At 70.1% G+C, this 16,438-nt stretch carries 13 protein-coding genes; 7 read left to right on the top strand and 6 right to left on the bottom strand.

The genetic code is table 11. The annotated features are described in order from the left end of the window. Positions 1 to 8: 8 nt before the first annotated feature. Entirely contained in the window at positions 9 to 1,349 is a 1,341-nt protein-coding gene (locus ACEWX3_RS00145) for an amylo-alpha-1,6-glucosidase (protein WP_207067176.1), read from the bottom strand. 55 nt (positions 1,350 to 1,404) lie between these two features. On the opposite strand from ACEWX3_RS00145, the gene ACEWX3_RS00140 reads away from it, so the two are divergent. Beyond that, positions 1,405 to 2,070 carry an SDR family oxidoreductase gene (locus ACEWX3_RS00140; RefSeq protein ID WP_374158366.1) on the top strand — a complete coding sequence of 222 codons (666 nt, stop codon included), beginning with the start codon at positions 1,405 to 1,407 and terminating at the stop codon, positions 2,068 to 2,070. Positions 2,071 to 2,121: 51 nt separating this feature from the next. Here the strand turns inward: ACEWX3_RS00140 and leuS are convergent, their stop codons facing one another. After that, complete coding sequence (gene leuS / locus ACEWX3_RS00135) at positions 2,122 to 4,998, bottom strand: leucine--tRNA ligase (RefSeq protein WP_374158365.1); 2,877 nt, start codon at positions 4,996 to 4,998, stop codon at positions 2,122 to 2,124. Between the two features lie 207 nt (positions 4,999 to 5,205). On the opposite strand from leuS, the gene ACEWX3_RS00130 reads away from it, so the two are divergent. Further along, complete coding sequence (locus ACEWX3_RS00130; protein ID WP_207067178.1) at positions 5,206 to 6,171, top strand: LpqN/LpqT family lipoprotein; 966 nt, start codon at positions 5,206 to 5,208, stop codon at positions 6,169 to 6,171. 69 nt (positions 6,172 to 6,240) lie between these two features. Next, positions 6,241 to 6,627 (top strand): hypothetical protein, encoded by a 387-nt coding sequence (locus ACEWX3_RS00125; protein WP_207067179.1) that lies wholly within the window; start codon positions 6,241 to 6,243, stop codon positions 6,625 to 6,627. On the opposite strand, the gene ACEWX3_RS00120 is transcribed toward ACEWX3_RS00125, so the two are convergent. Beyond that, a complete protein-coding gene (locus ACEWX3_RS00120) occupies positions 6,624 to 7,229 on the bottom strand; it encodes a YqgE/AlgH family protein (protein WP_152519405.1) in 606 nt (201 codons plus the stop codon). The genes ACEWX3_RS00125 and ACEWX3_RS00120 overlap by 4 nt on opposite strands. Before the next feature lie 161 nt (positions 7,230 to 7,390). Between ACEWX3_RS00120 and ACEWX3_RS00115 the strand changes: the two genes are divergently transcribed. After that, positions 7,391 to 8,674 carry an MFS transporter gene (locus tag ACEWX3_RS00115; protein WP_207067180.1) on the top strand — a complete coding sequence of 428 codons (1,284 nt, stop codon included), beginning with the start codon at positions 7,391 to 7,393 and terminating at the stop codon, positions 8,672 to 8,674. A 10-nt stretch (positions 8,675 to 8,684) separates the two neighbouring features. Next, positions 8,685 to 9,470 (top strand): TIGR03084 family metal-binding protein, encoded by a 786-nt coding sequence (locus ACEWX3_RS00110; protein ID WP_207067181.1) that lies wholly within the window; start codon positions 8,685 to 8,687, stop codon positions 9,468 to 9,470. Between the two features lie 400 nt (positions 9,471 to 9,870). On the opposite strand, the gene ACEWX3_RS00105 is transcribed toward ACEWX3_RS00110, so the two are convergent. The 3 genes from ACEWX3_RS00105 to ACEWX3_RS00095 form a co-directional block, all read right to left on the bottom strand. Beyond that, positions 9,871 to 10,968 carry an IS110 family transposase gene (locus ACEWX3_RS00105; protein ID WP_347221028.1) on the bottom strand — a complete coding sequence of 366 codons (1,098 nt, stop codon included), beginning with the start codon at positions 10,966 to 10,968 and terminating at the stop codon, positions 9,871 to 9,873. A 166-nt stretch (positions 10,969 to 11,134) separates the two neighbouring features. Further along, the gene (locus tag ACEWX3_RS00100) at positions 11,135 to 11,605 is read right to left on the bottom strand and encodes a pullulanase (RefSeq protein WP_207067182.1); all 471 of its coding nucleotides are present in this window, start codon (positions 11,603 to 11,605) and stop codon (positions 11,135 to 11,137) included. Positions 11,606 to 11,611: 6 nt separating this feature from the next. Further along, positions 11,612 to 13,084 carry a CCA tRNA nucleotidyltransferase gene (locus ACEWX3_RS00095; protein ID WP_374158364.1) on the bottom strand — a complete coding sequence of 491 codons (1,473 nt, stop codon included), beginning with the start codon at positions 13,082 to 13,084 and terminating at the stop codon, positions 11,612 to 11,614. 85 nt (positions 13,085 to 13,169) lie between these two features. On the opposite strand from ACEWX3_RS00095, the gene ACEWX3_RS00090 reads away from it, so the two are divergent. Together ACEWX3_RS00090 and ACEWX3_RS00085 are read left to right on the top strand one after the other, a co-directional pair. Further along, positions 13,170 to 13,967 carry an NUDIX hydrolase gene (locus tag ACEWX3_RS00090; protein WP_374158363.1) on the top strand — a complete coding sequence of 266 codons (798 nt, stop codon included), beginning with the start codon at positions 13,170 to 13,172 and terminating at the stop codon, positions 13,965 to 13,967. Beyond that, on the top strand, positions 13,964 to 16,429 hold the full coding sequence (locus ACEWX3_RS00085) for a DUF6049 family protein (RefSeq protein ID WP_374158362.1): 2,466 nt from the start codon (positions 13,964 to 13,966) through the stop codon (positions 16,427 to 16,429). The genes ACEWX3_RS00090 and ACEWX3_RS00085 overlap by 4 nt, the downstream gene beginning before the upstream one ends. The last annotated feature ends 9 nt before the right edge of the window (positions 16,430 to 16,438 follow it).

Raw genomic sequence — 16,438 nt, 5'->3', positions numbered from 1 at the left:
CCGGGAATTCAGCCCAGCCAGTCCAGTACCGCGGCCGCGGTCCACGACTGCTGCATGCTGCCCAGCGGTTCACCGGTGAACGGCTCGTAGTATTCCGCGAAGGTGCCGTCGCTGGCTTGGCGCAGGCCCTCCCGGCGCAGGATCGAGGACCGCTCGGCCCACCCCCGCCGGGCGAAGCACCACGCGAACAGCCACGTCATCACCGGCCACACCGGACCGCGCCAGTATTCGCGCGGCCGGAAGTCGCGCGACACCGGTGACGTCGACGGGATCAGCGCGTAGGCCAGATCCGGGTGACCACAGAACCGCGGCCCCTCCAGCAGACGCAGCAGGGTCCTCTCCCGGTCGTGCGGCAGACCTCCACAGAGCAGCGGCGCGAACTGTGCGACCGTCTCGGTGGCGATCCACCTGTCCGCTCGCACGTCGTAATCCCTTGCCGCGCCGGTTCTCTGGTCGGTGGTCTCGATGACCCCGGACCGGAACCGGTCCGCCCAGGCGTACAGGTCTCGCACGTCGGCGTGGGGGCGTTTGTAGTCCTCACCGATCTCGGCGAGCACCTGACAGGCCACCGACAGAATCGCCGAGACGAAGACGTCCTCGACCGCGAAACTCACCGACTTCGACATCAGCTCGTCGTCGTAGCGGGCCGCTTTCATCTCCTCGACCAGCCAGAGGTACCGGTCGTACTCGAGGTCGCTGGGGCGCTGGGTGGCGTCGGTGTTGATCTTGTTGTCCTCGCGTTGGTACTCCGGCACATCGCCGGGCACCACGTTCGCGTAGGCGGCGTCCCACCGGGGTGAGTTGTCCATCCCGGACTCCCAGCCGTGGTACAGCGTGATCCGGCCCCGTTCGTTGAGGTCGCGGCATTCGGCGAGCCAGCGGTGCCAGCGCACCAGCTCCGCCCAGCGGCGGTCCAGGAACGACTCCGCGACCGCGCGGGTGGACCGGCCGCGGGTGCGCGCGTGGTCGAGGATGCGTTGCACAGCGATCGCATGCACCGGCGGCTGGGTGATCCCGGACGTGTGCCGAGCACCCGGGGCGTTGGCCGCCAGCGCCGAGCAGGCCCACCGGGCCGGGCCCGGGAAGTAGCCGTCGACGCCGTTGGCGAACACGATGTGCGGGATCATGCCGTTGCGCCACTGCGCCGACAGCAGCGTGTCGAGCTCCACCACCGCCCGCTCGACCGACAACGGAGCCAGTCCGATGGACACGAACGCCGCGTCCCAGCTCCACATATGCGGATACAGCAGCGGCGCCGCGGTGGTCATCACACCGAGGTCATTGCCCCGCAACAGATAGGCCGCGCGGGCCGCGAGTTGCGTGGGCGTGAAGCTGGGATCGTGGGGCATCGCCCTTCATCATGCGACGAGTTCGCCCGCCGCGCAGATCGGTAAGGTTCGATTCGTGCCGACCGCCATGATCACCGGGGCCTCCGGCGGACTGGGCTCCGCCCTGGCCGATGCGCTGGCCCCCACCTACACGCTGCTGCTCGCCGGCCGCCCGTCCCCCCGCCTCGATGCCGTCGCCGAGCGCCTCGGCGCCACCACCTGGCCGATGGATCTCGCCGACCCGGACTCGCTGGCCGCGGTCGTGGAACCGATCGTCGAGCTCGACGTGCTCATCCACAACGCCGGGGTGGCCTACCCCGGGCGGGTCGCTGAGACCTCGGTGGACGAGTGGCGCTCATCGATGGCCGTCAACGTCATCGGCGCGGTGGCGCTGACCCTGGAGCTGCTGCCTGCGCTGCGTGCGGCGCAGGGGCATGTGGTGTTCATCAACTCCGGGTCGGGTATCAACCCGTCCCCCGGGCTGGCGTCCTATTCGGCGAGCAAGTTCGCGCTGCGCGGGTTCGCCGGTTCGCTGCGCACCGATGAACCGACCCTGCGTGTCACCTCGATCCATCCGGGCCGCATCGCGACCGCGATGCAGGAGGATCTGGTTGCCTACGAGGGCCGCGACTACGACCCCGACCAGTTCCTGAGCCCGCAGACCGTCGCCCGGGTCACCGCGGACGCCATCAACGCTCCCCGCGACGCCCACATCCACGAGGTGATCGTCCGCCCGCGGTGATCCCGGCCCACTCGTCGTCGGCCCACGGCCGGAACCACGCCGACCCGCCGGCTACAGGACCACGTTGACCAGTCGGCCGGGGACCACGATGACCTTCTTCGGGGTCCGGCCGTCGAGGAACGCCACGACCTTCTCCTCGGCCAGCGCCGCGGCCTGCACCGCGTCGTTGTCGGCGTCGGCGGCGACCGTCACCCGTCCCCGCACCTTGCCGTTGACCTGAACCGGGTACTCCACGCTGTCCTCGACCAGGTAGGCCTCGTCGGCGACCGGGAAGGGCCCGTGCGCCAACGACGAGTCGTGGCCGAGACGCCGCCACAGTTCCTCGGCCAGGTGCGGCGCCAGCGGCGCGAGCATCAGCACCAACGGCTCGAGCGCGGCCCGGCTGGTCACCGACTGCTTGGTCAGGTGGTTGGTGAACTCGATCAGCTTGGCCGCCGCGGTGTTGTTGCGCAGCGCGGCGTAGTCGTCTGCCACGCCTGCGATCGTGCGGTGCAGCAGCCGCAGCGTGGCATCGTCGAGCTCGTCGTCCGTGGCCACCGTGGCGCCGCTGTCCTCGGAGACCACCAGCCGCCAAACCCGCTGAAGGAAACGGTGCGCTCCGACAACATCTTTGGTTGCCCACGGCCGCGATGCCTCGAGCGGACCCATTGACATCTCGTAGACGCGCAATGTGTCGGCGCCGTAGTTGTCGCAGATCTCGTCGGGTGACACCGAGTTCTTCAGGCTCTTGCCGATCTTGCCGAACTCCTGCTTGACCTCGATCTCACCGTCGGGGCCCGGCCAGAAGAAGCGGCCGTCGCGTTCGACGACCTCGGCCGCGGGCACGTAGGCGCCACGCGGGTCGGTGTAGGCGAACGCCTGGATGTAGCCCTGGTTGACCAGACGCCGGTAGGGCTCGCGGGAACTGACGTGGCCCAGATCGTGAAGCACCTTGTGCCAGAACCTGGAATACAGCAGGTGCAGCACCGCGTGCTCGACCCCTCCCACGTACAGGTCGACACCACCCGGATCGTCGGGGCCGTGCTCGGCCGGCCGCGGGCCCATCCAGTACGCCTCGTTCTCCGGGGCGCACATCTGGTCCTGGTTGTGGGGGTCGGTGTATCGCAGTTCGTACCAGGAGCTTCCGGCCCACTGCGGCATCACATTGGTGTCGCGGGTGTACTTCTGGATCCCGTCGCCGAGGTCGAGCTCGACGTTGACCCAGTCGGTGGCCTTCGCCAATGGGGGCGACGGCTCGCTGCCGGCATCGTCGGGATCGAACAGCACAGGCGAATAGTCCGGCACGTCCGGAAGTTCCACCGGAAGCTGCGATTCCGGCAGCGGGTGCGCCCGCCCGTCGGCGTCGTAGACGATCGGGAAGGGTTCGCCCCAATACCGCTGCCGGGCGAAAAGCCAGTCGCGCAACTTGTATTCGACGCGCGCCCACCCGCGGCTGTCGGCGGTCAGCTTCTCGGTGATGGCTGCCTTGGCCTGCCCGACGGTCATCCCGTTCAGAAAGCCGGAGTTCACCAGCTCGCCGTCACCGGTGTAGGCCGCCTCGGTGACGTCGCCGCCGGAGACGACTTCGACGATCGGCAGACCGAACTCGGTGGCGAAGTCCCAGTCGCGCTGGTCCCCACTGGGCACCGCCATGATCGCGCCGGTACCGTAGCCGGCCAGCACGTAGTCGGCGATGAACACCGGGACCTGTTGCCCGTTGGCAGGATTCACCGCATAGGCGCCCAGGAACACCCCCGTCTTGGTCTTGTTCTCCTGACGCTCCAGATCCGACTTCGCCGCGATCGCCGCCCGGTAGGCCGCGACCGCCTCCGCCGGCGTCGCCGCCCCGTACGTCCAGCGCGCATCGACACCGTCGGGCCAGGTCTTCGCAACCAGGGCGTCCACCAGTTCGTGTTCGGGGGCCAGCACCATGTAGGTGGCCCCGAACAGCGTGTCCGGACGGGTGGTGAACACCTCGATGTCGCCGGCGTCGGTGCCGAACAACACCGACGCTCCGGTGGAACGCCCGATCCAGTTGCGCTGCATGGTCTTGACCTTGTCCGGCCAATCGAGCACATCGAGATCCTCGAGCAGCCGGTCGGAGTACGCGGTGATCCGCATCATCCACTGCCGCAACCTCTTCCGGAACACCGGGAAGTTGCCCCGCTCGCTGCGTCCGTCGGCGGTTACCTCCTCGTTGGCCAGCACGGTGCCCAACCCGGGGCACCAGTTGACCACCGAGTCGGACAGGTAGACCAGGCGGTGCCCGTCGATGACGTCGGCACGCTCCCCGGCACTGAGCGCCGACCAGTCCCGGCCGTCCGCGAGCGGGCGCGTGCCTGCCTCGAACTCGGCGATCAGTTCGGCGATCGGGCGGGCCCGGCCGAGCTCGGGATCGATCCAGGCGTTGTAGATCTGCAGGAAGATCCACTGCGTCCACTTGTAGTAGTCGACGTCGGTGGTGGAGAAGCTACGCCGCGAGTCGTGGCCCAGCCCGAGTCGTCCGAGCTGGCGCCGGAAGTTGACGATGTTGGCCTCGGTACGGGTGCGCGGATGGGTCCCGGTCTGGATGGCGTACTGCTCGGCGGGCAACCCGAATGCGTCGAAGCCCAACGCGTGCAACACGTTACGGCCGGTCATCCGGAAGTAGCGGGCGTAGACGTCGGTCGCGATGTAGCCGAGCGGGTGCCCGACATGCAGACCCTCACCCGACGGATACGGGAACATGTCCTGGACGAACATCTTGTCGGTCGGCACCCTCTTGTCGATGGGCAGCGACGCGCCGTCGGCGGGGGCCAGCGAGCCGACCGGGTTGGCCACGTCGAACGTTCCGCGGGCCTGCCACTCCTGCTGCCAGCCACGCTCGATGTCCCCGGCGAGCTCGGCGGTGTAGCGGTACCGGGGGGTGTCGGCGTCGGCAGCAGGCGGCGCGGTCGGCGTTTCGGTCACCTCACCAGGGTATAAGCCCGCCGATCGCGATCTTCCGGGCCACGGGTTGATCTCGGTTCCGTTGCGGATGCGTCAGGGGTTGATTCCAGGTCGATCCCAGCACTGGTGGCTGCGCGAACCGCATGGATACATTCGTCGCCTGAACCGGGTGAGCTGCCCGGAACCACGGAAACACACGTCGGGAGAGGAACGGGAGGGCTGCACTCGATGAGCGAAATCACCCGCCAGTGGCGGGTCATGGCAGGAGGAATCGGGGCGTGCGCCGCAGGCGTCGCCGGAGTCCTCGGTTTGGCGGGCACGACCGCGTCGGCGCAGCCGGCGATCCCCCAGCCGCCGCTGCCCGCTCCAGCCCCCGCGACCGTCACCCAGACGGTCACCGTGGCGCCGCAGGCCGGGGACCAGGCCCTGGCCCAGGCCGGCGCCGCGCCCGCTGCGGCGGGTCCCGCCGCCGTCCCGGCCGGCATCAGCTCCCCCGCCCTGCCCGCGCCGCCCCCGTCGACCATCGCTCCGGCGACCTCGGGCACGCTGCGGGAGTTCTTCGCGGCCAACAACGTCACCCTCGAACCGCAGTCCAGCATCGGATTCCGTGCGCTGAACATCGTGCTGCCCATGCCGCGCGGCTGGGAACACGTGCCCGATCCGAACGTCCCCGACGCGTTCGCCGTGATCGCCGACCGGGTGGGCGGCAACGGCCTCTACACGTCCAACGCCCAGATCGTGGTCTACAAGCTACTCGGGGAGTTCGACCCCAAGGAGGCGATCAGCCACGGCTTCGTCGACAGTCAGCAGCTGCCGGCCTGGCGGTCCACCGACGCCTCGCTGGCCGACTTCGGCGGGATGCCGTCGTCGGTGATCGAGGGGACCTACCGGGAGAACGCGATGACGCTGAACACGTCGCGGCGCCACGTCATCGCCACCTCCGGCGCGGACCGCTACCTCGTGTCGCTGTCGGTGACCACCAGCGTCGACCAGGTCGTCGCCGCCGCCGACGCCACCGACGCGATCGTCAACGGTTTCAAGGTCAGCGTCCCCGGAGCCACCCCACCGGCACCGGCGGCCGCCCCGCCTGCACCCGCCGCGCCGCCTGCGCCTGCCGCGCCCGCCGCGGCACCTCCAGCTCCCGCCGTCCCCGCAGCGGTCACCGCGCCGCAGATGTTGGGGCTGCAGGGATAGAGCCGTCGTCCCCCGGGCGAAGCCTGGCGCCCGGGGGACGGCACCCTGACACGCCGTATTCTTCTGGTCATGTTCGTCGCCGCAGTCGTCTGCCTGTGCGCCGCCGCCGTGACCGGCGCGCTGGGCGCGTGGTTCCTGACGCGGCCGCCATCGCCGGATTACGTCCTGCGGGTCCTGCGCGCGGTCGCCCCGACGCAACTCGCGGCAGCCGCGATGCTGGTCGCCGGTGCGGTCATCGGGTTCGTCGCACCGGCTCCGACGTCGACGCTGCTGCTGATCCTGTGCGTCCTCGGGGCGGTCGGAACGGTCGCCGCCGGGTGCTGGCAGGCCGCGAAGGCGGTGGCGCTGACGCAGGCCCGCGCGGAGGCCGACCGGCAGTCCGGCGGCGGATGTGCCGGCGAGAGCGGTGGTGGGTGTGCCACCTGCACGCTGTCCTGCTCGGACCAGAAGGGTTAGTTGCGGCTCAGATCGATGGGGTGGGTGGCCAGCATGGCCAGCGGCATCGGCTGACGCCGCAGCACCCGGGCCCACAGATCGACCTGCGGCTCGACCAGGACGTCCGACGGCAGCGCCGAGAGCACGATCCAGTCGTCGCGCTCGATCTCACCCTCGAGCTGCCCGATCGTCCAGCCCGAGTATCCGGCGAAGATCCGCACCCCCTCGACCATCGGGGCGATCGTGGCCGGATCGGCATCGAGATCCACCATGACCATGCGCCCCTGTATGTGGCGCAGCCCGGCCACCGCACTGTGGTCCACTCCGACGCGCAGCGTGGCCAGGCACAGCGCGGCGTCCCGTTTGACCGGGCCGCCGATGAACATCGTCTTCGGTTTGGTCGCCAGCTGCGCCCATTGCGGCAACACGTTGTAGACCGCGGTCTCGCTGGGCCGGTTGAGCACCACCCCGAGCGTGCCGCCGTCGTTGTGTTCGACGACGTAGATCACGCTGCGGCGGAACGTCGGCTCCAGCAGATCGGTGTTAGCCAACAGCAGGGTGCCAGCACGCACGCGGTGCGCCGCGGGGGCGACGAAATCCTCCGGATCCTCTGGCTGACCCATCCGCCCATCATGTCATCACCGGGGGCCGATGGTGGCGCGCAAGCGCCGGACGACACCATATTTGTAGTGTGGATGCGGTCGCGGACATCCGCCCGTCAACGCTCGTGTGACGCGTCGCCGGACCCCCGACGTTCCACCACCGTCAACAGGATGTGAAACCCGTGCCCAACCTCCGCGCGCTGGCCCACGTGTGGCGTTCGGTACGCGCGCTGCCCGAATTCCGGCGCCTGCTGGAACTGCGGGCGGTCAGCCAGTTCGGTGACGGCCTGTTCAACGCGGGGCTGGCCGGCGCCATCCTGTTCAACCCGGAACGCGAAGCCGCGCCCTGGGCCATCGCCGGTGCCTTTGCGGTGCTGTTCCTGCCCTACTCGCTGCTCGGGCCGTTCGCCGGCGCCCTGTTGGACCGCTGGGACCGCCGGTTGGTGCTCATCGGGGCCAACACCGGGCGGTTGGCACTGATCCTCTGTGTGGCCGCGCTGCTCAGCGCCGGAGTCGGCGATCTGCCAATCCTGTTGGGCGCGTTGATCGTCAACGGGTTCACCCGCTTCGTGTCGTCGGGAATCTCGGCGACGCTGCCGCACCTGGTGCCGCGCGAGCAGGTGGTCGCGATGAACGCGGTGTCTGTGGCCACCGGAGCCGCGGCGGCGTTCTTCGGGGCGTTCTTCATGCTGGTGCCGCGCTACCTGTTCGGCGCCGACGACACCGGCGGGGCCGCGGTCATCTTCCTGGTGTCGGCACCGGTGGCGATCGCGCTGTGGCTGTCCGTCCGGTTCCCCGCAGGCATGCTCGGGCCCGACGCGAGTGCCCGCGCGGTGCACGGTTCGGTGGCCTACGCGGTGGCCACCGGATGGGTGCACGGGGCACGCACCGTGGTCGCGGTGCCCACCGTGGCCGCGACCCTGTCGGGCCTGGCCGCGCATCGCATGGTCTTCGGCCTGAACACGCTGCTGGTGCTGGTGCTGGTGCGGCATGTCGAGGCGGCCTCGGTCGCAGGCCTGGGCACCACGGCGCTGTTCGTCGCCGCCGCCGGCACCGGCTCGTTTCTCGCCACGGCGATCACGCCCGCCGCGGTGCAGCGGTGGGGCCGGTACACGACACCGAACGCGGCGCTGGCGTTCGCTGCGGTGGTGCAGCTGTGCGGGGTCGGGCTGCAACTGCCGGTGATGGTGGTGTGCGGCTTCCTGCTCGGCGCTGCGGGGCAGGTGGTCAAGCTGTGCGCCGACACCGCGATGCAGGTCGACGTCGAGGACGCGCTGCGCGGCCACGTCTTCACCGTGCAGGACGCGTTGTTCTGGATCGCGTTCATCGCCGCCATCGCGGCCGCCGCCGCGGTCGTCCCGGCCGACGGTCACGCCCCGGCCATCGCTCTGGCGGGCTCCGGCATCTATCTCGCCGGCCTGGCGGCACACGCCACCGTCGGCCGCCGCGCCACCCCACGCGGTTAAGGTGACCGGCATGGCCGGAGCAGCCCCGATCGTCGACGATCTACGCGCCGAGAGCGACGCCCTCGACGAGCTCGTCGCCGACCTGCCCGCGCAGCGGTGGACCACCGCCACCCCGGCTGCCGGCTGGACGATCGCCCACCAAATCGCCCACCTGCTGTGGACCGACCGGGTCGCGCTCATCGCCGTCGAGGACGAACCCGGGTTCACCGCGGTCCTGGGTGCCGCGGCCGAGGATCCGTCGGGCTTCGTCGACGTGGCCGCGGAGGAGCTGGCGGCCACACCGCCCGGTGAGTTGCTCGCGGACTGGCGCGCGACGCGCACGGCTTTGCACGACGCGCTGCTGACCGTGGCCGAGGGCCGCAAGCTGCCGTGGTTCGGACCACCGATGAGCGCCGCGTCGATGGCGACGGCGCGGCTGATGGAGACCTGGGCGCACGGCCTCGACGTCGCCGACGCGCTCGGCGTGACCCGGGCGCCGACCGCGCGCCTGCGCTCGATCGCCCACATCGGCGTGCGGACACGCGACTTCGCGTTCGCCGTGCACGGGCTCACCCCGCCGCCGGCACCGTTCCACGTGAAACTGACCGCCCCGGTCGGCGCCCCGGACGACGTGTGGTCCTGGGGTCCCGAGGACGCCGAACAGCGCGTCACCGGGTCGGCCGAGCACTTCTGCATGCTGGTGACCCAGCGCCGTCCCCGCGCCGACCTCGACGTGAGGGCCGAGGGCCCCGACGCCGAACGGTGGCTGGGAATCGCGCAGGCGTTCGCCGGACCACCCGGCGCCGGTCGCGGCTGACGCGCCGGCCGGCGGCGCCGACCAGCAGCCCCGGACCCCGGGAGCGGGACGCCGACCAAGCAGCGTTGAGACTGATATGGGGGCAGGTTTGTCAAGAGGCAGGGTGAAGCGGCGGCCGTAACCGTCGTTGCGGCCGCCGCTTCGCTGTTGCCAGCACGTGGTGGTTTTAGGTGTGGCGTATCGATGGTGTGGATCGACGCGATGAGTCAAGTCTGAAATTCGCGGGTTGGTTACCGCAGGACGGGACTTTCGGCATGAGTGACCGCTGGTCTGCGCATCGAGCGTCAAACACGGATGTTCAAAATCCATGAGTGGCTCAACAGTCTCATCGCGGGTCACTTGTGTCGTCGCGCGCCGGCACCTCATCCCATACCGTGCTGGACGTGTTATCCGGTGGTGTTCAGTCCTCGATCACCGCCAGCGACCAGCACCAGCCGGCCAGTTCTCGCGCGACGGCGGCGTTGGCGATGACCGGCCGTTTCTTACGCTGATCGAAGTTGATCCACCGCTGGTGCAATCGAAAGTTGCCTTCCTGTCCACGAGCTCGCGCGGCCGGGCAGGCAGCAGCCCAGCGGCGACGCAACCCCACCCCAGGCCGGTAGGGCTTGCGATGCTGCCAAGCGGCCTCGATCAGCAATCGACGAACGTGTTTGTTGCCCGTACGCGTGATTCCGCCTTGGTGGCGGCTGGGCCCGCTGGAGCACTCGGTGGGCACTAACCCGAGGTAGTTGCCGATGGAGCGGCCCGTGAGTCGGTGCCAGTCGCCGATCTCGACGGCCATTCCGAATGCAGTCAACGTCGAGATGCCGCGCAGACACCCCAGGCGGGTGATCACCGGGCTGAATTCACTGTGGGCGGCCATCGCTGTGATCGCGGCATCGAGTCGATCCCGGCGGGCAGTGGCGGCCAGCACCGCATCCAGGGCTTCGTCAAAGGTGCGTTGCTGGGCGGGATGGTCAAAACGCTGTTGGTGTAACCACACATCGTGATTGCCGGTCCAGGGGTGCCCACCGGAGTAGACGATGCCGCGCCGCAACAATATGTGGGTCAGACGATGACGGGCCGCCATCAGGTCTTCACGGCAGTCGTCGCGGGCGCGCACCAAATCGCGTGCCGCTTCTTGTTCGAGGCTCGGAATCTGCACCGCGACTACCTCGCCCAGATACAGCAGACGAGCCAAATGACGTGCGTCGCGGGCATCGGTCTTGACCCGATCACCTTGGGGGCGGATCAACTTGGACGGCGCGGCGACCACGCAGTCGATCCCGGTAGCAAGCAGATGTCGCGCCAACCCGTACCCCGTCGGGCCAGCCTCGTAGACCACTTTCACCGGCGCCGCCAAGGTAGCCACCCAGGCGCCGATCTCGCCAGGATCAGGACATAGCCGCCGCTCGACGACCGCACCGGTCTCACAATCAAATCCACACCCGATCACCGATCGTGCGTGCACATCCAAACCAACACTCGTACGCTGACGTAACACTGGGGCCTCCCACATGGTTGTGGCTCTACCGGCCAGGACCACCCTGTCGGTAACCCACGTTCACATGTGAGCGAGGCCCCAGCCCCCCCATACCGTCTGCACACCGTGCGGGAAAGTGCGAGTGGACCCCGCCGTGGATGCAGTCTCAACGTCCCTGGGGCCTCGCCCGGGAAATCAACCCCTAGGGAGACCCGACCGTATCGGCGCGGCCGTCGCCGTCGGTGTCCCCCAGACGCAGATCCCAGCGGCCGTCACCGTCGGTGTCCACCCACGCCGACCCCGCACCGAACGCCCGATCCGCCAGTCCGTCACCGTCGGCATCGGCCAACCGCTCGGCCGCCCCGTCACCGTCCAGATCGGCGACATCGGTGCCGAGACGTTCCAGCCCGTCCAGACCGAACCACCGCAATCCCCCGGCCCGGTCGGCACCCAGCGCCCAGGTGCCGGTCCCGTCGTCGGTGACCGACAGCTCGGCCACACCGTCGTCGTCGACGTCGAGCAGCGCCTCGTCGGCCAACCCGTCACCATCGGTGTCCAGCAGCATGTCGTCGAGCAGCCCGTCGCGGTCGACGTCGATCCCACCGACCTCCGGCCCGCCGTCGACCGTCCACATCGTCGCCGAACCGTCCGGCTCACCCAGGCAGTAGTCCACACCCGGTCAGACGCCGGAGCCGCCCTGCTGGTTCCACCACGTCAGCAACTCGGCGATCGCCTCGTCACGCTCGAGTGGGCCGCGGTCCAGCCGCAGCTCCTTGAGGTACGTCCACGCCTTCCCCACCTGCGGACCGGCCGGGATACCGAGGATCGCCATGATCTCGTTGCCATCGAGGTCCGGGCGCACCCGGGCCAGGTCCTCCTTGGCGGCCAGCTCCTCGATCCGGCGCTCCAGATCGTCGTAGTTGGCCTGCAGTCGCGCCGCCCGACGCTTGTTGCGGGTGGTGCAGTCCGCACGCACCAGCTTGTGCAGCCGGCCCAGCAGCGGGCCGGCGTCGGTGACATAGCGGCGCACCGCCGAGTCGGTCCACCGCCCGTCCCCGTAGCCGTGGAACCGCAGATGCAGATACACCAGCTGAGAGACGTCGTCGACCATCTGCTTGGAGTACTTCAGCGCCCGCATCCGCTTGCGGGTCATCTTGGCGCCGACCACCTCGTGGTGGTGGAAGCTGACCCCGCCGTCGGGCTCGTGCCTGCGGGTGTCCGGCTTGCCGATGTCGTGCAGCAGCGCCGCCCACCGCAGCACCAGGTCGGGGCCGTCCGGACCTTCCAGGTCGATGGCCTGGCGCAGCACCGTCAGCGAATGCTGGTAGACGTCCTTGTGCTGGTGGTGTTCGTCGATCGCCATCCGCATCGCCCCGATCTCGGGCAGCACCACCTCCCCCAGCCCGGTCTCGACCATCAGATCGATCCCGGCGATCGGGTCGGCGCCGAGCAACATCTTGTCCAGTTCGGCGGCCACGCGTTCGGCGGTGATCCGGCCCAGCTGCGGGGCCATCTGCTCCAGCGCCGTACGCACCCGCGGCGCGACCGTGAACCCGAGCTGCGAGACGAAGCGCGCCGCCCGAAGCATGCGCAGCGGATCGTCGCCGAAGGACACCTCCGGCGCCGACGGAGTGTCCAGCACACCTGCACGCAGCGCCGTCAGCCCGCCCAGCGGGTCGAGGAACTCCCCCGGCCCCTCGGCGGTGATCCGCACCGCCATCGCGTTGACGGTGAAGTCGCGCCGCACCAGATCGTCGGCGAGGTCGTCGCCGAAACGCACCTCCGGATTGCGCGACACCTGGTCATACGTGTCGGCCCGGAAGGTGGTCAGCTCCAGCCGGTCGGCGCCCTTGCCGACGCCGAGGGTGCCGAACTCGATGCCGGTGTCCCACAGCGCGTCGCCCCACCCGCGCAGAAACCGCTGCATCTGCTCGGGCCGGGCGTCGGTGGTGAAGTCCAGGTCGGCACCCAGACGGCCGAGCAACGCGTCGCGCACACTTCCGCCGACCAGATACAGCTCGTGGCCGTGCTCGGCGAACAACTGCCCGAGACCGCGCAGCACCTCGGCATGACGATTCAGCGAAACCTGGGCAGCAGCCAGCAGCTCGACATCGGTTTCGCCGGGTGCGCTTTCTCGCCTGGGGTCGGGCACGTCCGATGAGCCTACTGGTCACAGCCGTATCACCGACCGGCGAGTGCGGCGGGAAGCACCGTTGACGGCAGCTACTATCGCTTGGGTGTCGGACGGGGAGCAACCCAAACCCAGACGGCGCCGAGGTCGGCGCCGCGGCCGACGCGCGGCAGGTCCGCCCGAACCCGGTAGCCAGGCGCCCGACAACGGCCGGACCGCCGGCGGGAAGCAGAACGCGCCCAACGCTTCCGGCCAGAACGCCACCCCCTCCCCCAAAGCCCAGAAATCGCGGCCCCGCCGACCCCCGGACCGGCTGCGCACCGTGCACGAGACGTCGGCCGGCGGGCTGGTGATTGACGGGATCGACGGGCCCAAGGACCGCCAGGTCGCCGCGCTGATCGGGCGCGTCGACCGTCGCGGCCGCATGCTGTGGTCGCTGCCCAAGGGCCACATCGAGATGGGTGAGACGGCCGAACAGACCGCGATCCGCGAGGTCGCCGAGGAAACCGGCATCCAGGGCAGCGTGCTCGCCGCCCTGGGCAGTATCGACTACTGGTTCGTCACCGAGGGCCGACGCGTGCACAAGACCGTGCACCATTACCTGATGAGGTTTCTCGACGGTGAGCTCTCCGACGAGGACATCGAGGTCACCGAGGTGGCCTGGGTGCCGCTGCACGAGCTGCCCGCCAAACTGGCCTACGCCGACGAACGGCGGCTGGCCGCGGTCGCCGACCAGCTGATCGACACCCTGCACACCGAGGGGCCCGAGGCGTTGCCGCCGTTGCCGACGACCACCCCGCGCCGGCGCGGCCAGACCCATTCGCACACCCGCAGACACCGACCCGACCCCACCGCACAACCCCAGAACGGCCGGCGGACGAACGGCTGCGGACAAGGACCGTGACGAGGCGGGCACACCGGGCATGGCTGCGGCTGGCCACCGCGGTCCTGGCGCTGTCGTTCGCCGTGGCGCCCACCGGAGCGGTCGCTGCGCACGCCCAGCCCGCGGCCGACCAGTTCCTGCGGCTGACCATCGACACCGTGACCCCGGATGTCATGACGACCACCAGCGAACCCCTGGTGACCGTCACCGGCACCGTCAGCAACATCGGTGACCGGCCGGTACGCGATGTGGTGGTCCGGCTCGAACACGCGCCGGCGGTGACGGCCTCGACGTCGCTGCGCACGGATCTGTCCGGCAACCTCGACCAGTACCAACCGGTGTCGGACTTCATCACCGTCGCCCCGGAGATGGCCCGCGGCCAGGAGGTGCCGTTCCGGCTGGCCGCCCCGGTACGGTCCGCCACCTACGCGTCGCTGGACATCGACGACCCCGGCGTCTACCCGGTCCTGGTCAACGTCAACGGCACCCCCGACTACGGCGCGCCGGCCCGACTCGACGACACCCGCTTCCTGCTGCCGGTCATGGGCGTACCGCCCGAGGCCGGGGCCGAACGGTCCGGGGCGAACACGCTGGAGTCGGCGATACCGCCGGACACCACCCGCCCGGTGGGCCTGACGATGTTCTGGCCGCTGGCCGACCGGCCCCGGCTGGCCGCCGGACAGCCCGGCGGCACTGCTCCGGTTCGGCTCATCGACGACGAGCTCGCGACGTCGCTGGCCCCCGGTGGACGGCTGGACACCATGCTGTCGGCGGTGGAGTTCGCGACCAGCCTGGAGGTCGATCCCGCCGGCGAGGTGACCCGCGCGCTGTGCCTGGCGGTGGATCCCGATCTCCTGGTCACCGTCAGCGCCATGACGGGCGGCTACGTCGTCAACGACGCCGCCGACGCCGGCGCGGGCACCCCGACGCATCCGGGCACCGGCCAGCAGGCCGCCACAGACTGGCTCGCCCGACTGACGACATTGGCCCAGCGCATGTGCGTCGCGCCTACGGTGTACGCCCAGGCCGACCTCGACGCGCTGCGGCGGGTGGGCGACCCGGGCCTGTCGACCATCGCGACCACCACCGGCGCCGACATCGTCGACCGCCTGCTCGGCACCACCGCGATCCGCGGCGCCACGCTGATCGGCGACGGCCCGGTCACCGCGCCCGCGGTGCGCCTGTTGTCCGACGTCTACGGTCCCGCCGGGACCGTCGCCATCGGGGCCGCGCCACTGGCCGGCCCCGGAGATGCCGTGGACGACACCCCCGCCACCGCCGACGCGGTGCCGGTGCGGTTCACCCCCGGTGTCACCGCGGCGCTGTTCGACCCCGCCGTCGGGGCGGCGCTCGGCGGCGCAGGCACCAACCCGGAGACACCGACTTATCTGGAACCGTCGCTGGACATCCCGCTCAAACAGGATTCCGCCGTGGCCCGCCGCCAGGACGCGCTCGGCGCCCTGCTGTGGCGCTCACTCAATCCCGACCTGGCGCCGCGCGAGCAGATCCTGATGCCGCCGCTGGTGTGGAATCTCAGCGCCGACGACGCCCAGGCGATCCTCACCGCCCTCGCCAGCAGCATCCGCTCCGGTCTCGCCGAGCCGCGCCCGCTGCCCGAGGTCATCGCCGACGCGGTCGCGACGACGGAGACGGCCCCGCTGCCGCGCGGAGTGCCGGGCAATCCGCGAGGCCGCTTCGACGACGGCGTGATCTCCGGAATCGCCGCCGTGACGGGCCGGTTGTGGGGGCTGACCTCCGCGTTGACCACCGATGAGCGCACCGGCCTCACCGGGTTCAGCTACACCGATCCGCTGCGCGAGGATCTGTTGCGGGCGCTGAGTCAGTCCGTGCCGCCCGACGCCCGCAACGGTCTGGCCCAGCAGCGACTCACCACTGTCGGGCGCACCGTCGAGGACCTGTTCAACGCCGTCACCATCGTCAATCCGAGCGGCTCCTACACGCTGGCCACCGAGCGCAGCCCGCTGCCGCTGGCGCTGCGCAACGACCTGCCCGTGCCGATCCGGGTCCGGCTCGACATCGACGCACCGCCGGGCATGACGGTGACCGACATGGGCGAGATCGTGCTGCCGCCGGGATTCCTGCCGCTGAAGGTGCCGATCGAGGTGCACTTCACCCAACGGGTGGCAGTCGACGTCGCGCTACGCACCGCCGACGGTCTGCCACTCGGTGAACCGGTGCGGTTGTCGGTGCACTCCAACGCCTACGGCAAGGTGCTGTTCTTCATCACGCTGACCGGCGGGGTGGTACTGGTGCTGCTGGTGGGCCGGCGACTGTGGCACCGGTTCCGCGGTCAGCCCGACCGCGCGGACCTGGACCGCCCGGACCCGATCGAGGTCGCGCTGGCATGGGACGACAGCGACGACGGCCACGAGACCGGGGACAGGGCGGACCGGGCCACCCGCGGTCCCGACGGTTCCCGCGGGCGACGCACCTCGACGACCACCGGTGGCACCGGTGAGTGATTCGGTACG

The sequence above is a fragment of the Mycobacterium sp. G7A2 genome, assembly GCF_041902445.1.
Lineage (GTDB): Bacteria > Actinomycetota > Actinomycetes > Mycobacteriales > Mycobacteriaceae > Mycobacterium.
This window is presented reverse-complemented; position numbering and strand designations above follow the sequence as displayed.

Bases quoted from the DNA above. Each gene is read 5' to 3' on its own strand.
- ACEWX3_RS00145 (WP_207067176.1), bottom strand. From the start codon at position 1,349: ATGCCCCACGATCCCAGCTTCACGCCCACGCAACTCGCGGCCCGCGCG.
- ACEWX3_RS00130 (WP_207067178.1), top strand. From the start codon at position 5,206: ATGAGCGAAATCACCCGCCAGTGGCGGGTCATGGCAGGAGGAATCGGG.
- ACEWX3_RS00125 (WP_207067179.1), top strand. From the start codon at position 6,241: ATGTTCGTCGCCGCAGTCGTCTGCCTGTGCGCCGCCGCCGTGACCGGC.
- ACEWX3_RS00120 (WP_152519405.1), bottom strand. From the start codon at position 7,229: ATGGGTCAGCCAGAGGATCCGGAGGATTTCGTCGCCCCCGCGGCGCAC.
- ACEWX3_RS00110 (WP_207067181.1), top strand. From the start codon at position 8,685: ATGGCCGGAGCAGCCCCGATCGTCGACGATCTACGCGCCGAGAGCGAC.
- ACEWX3_RS00105 (WP_347221028.1), bottom strand. From the start codon at position 10,968: ATGTGGGAGGCCCCAGTGTTACGTCAGCGTACGAGTGTTGGTTTGGAT.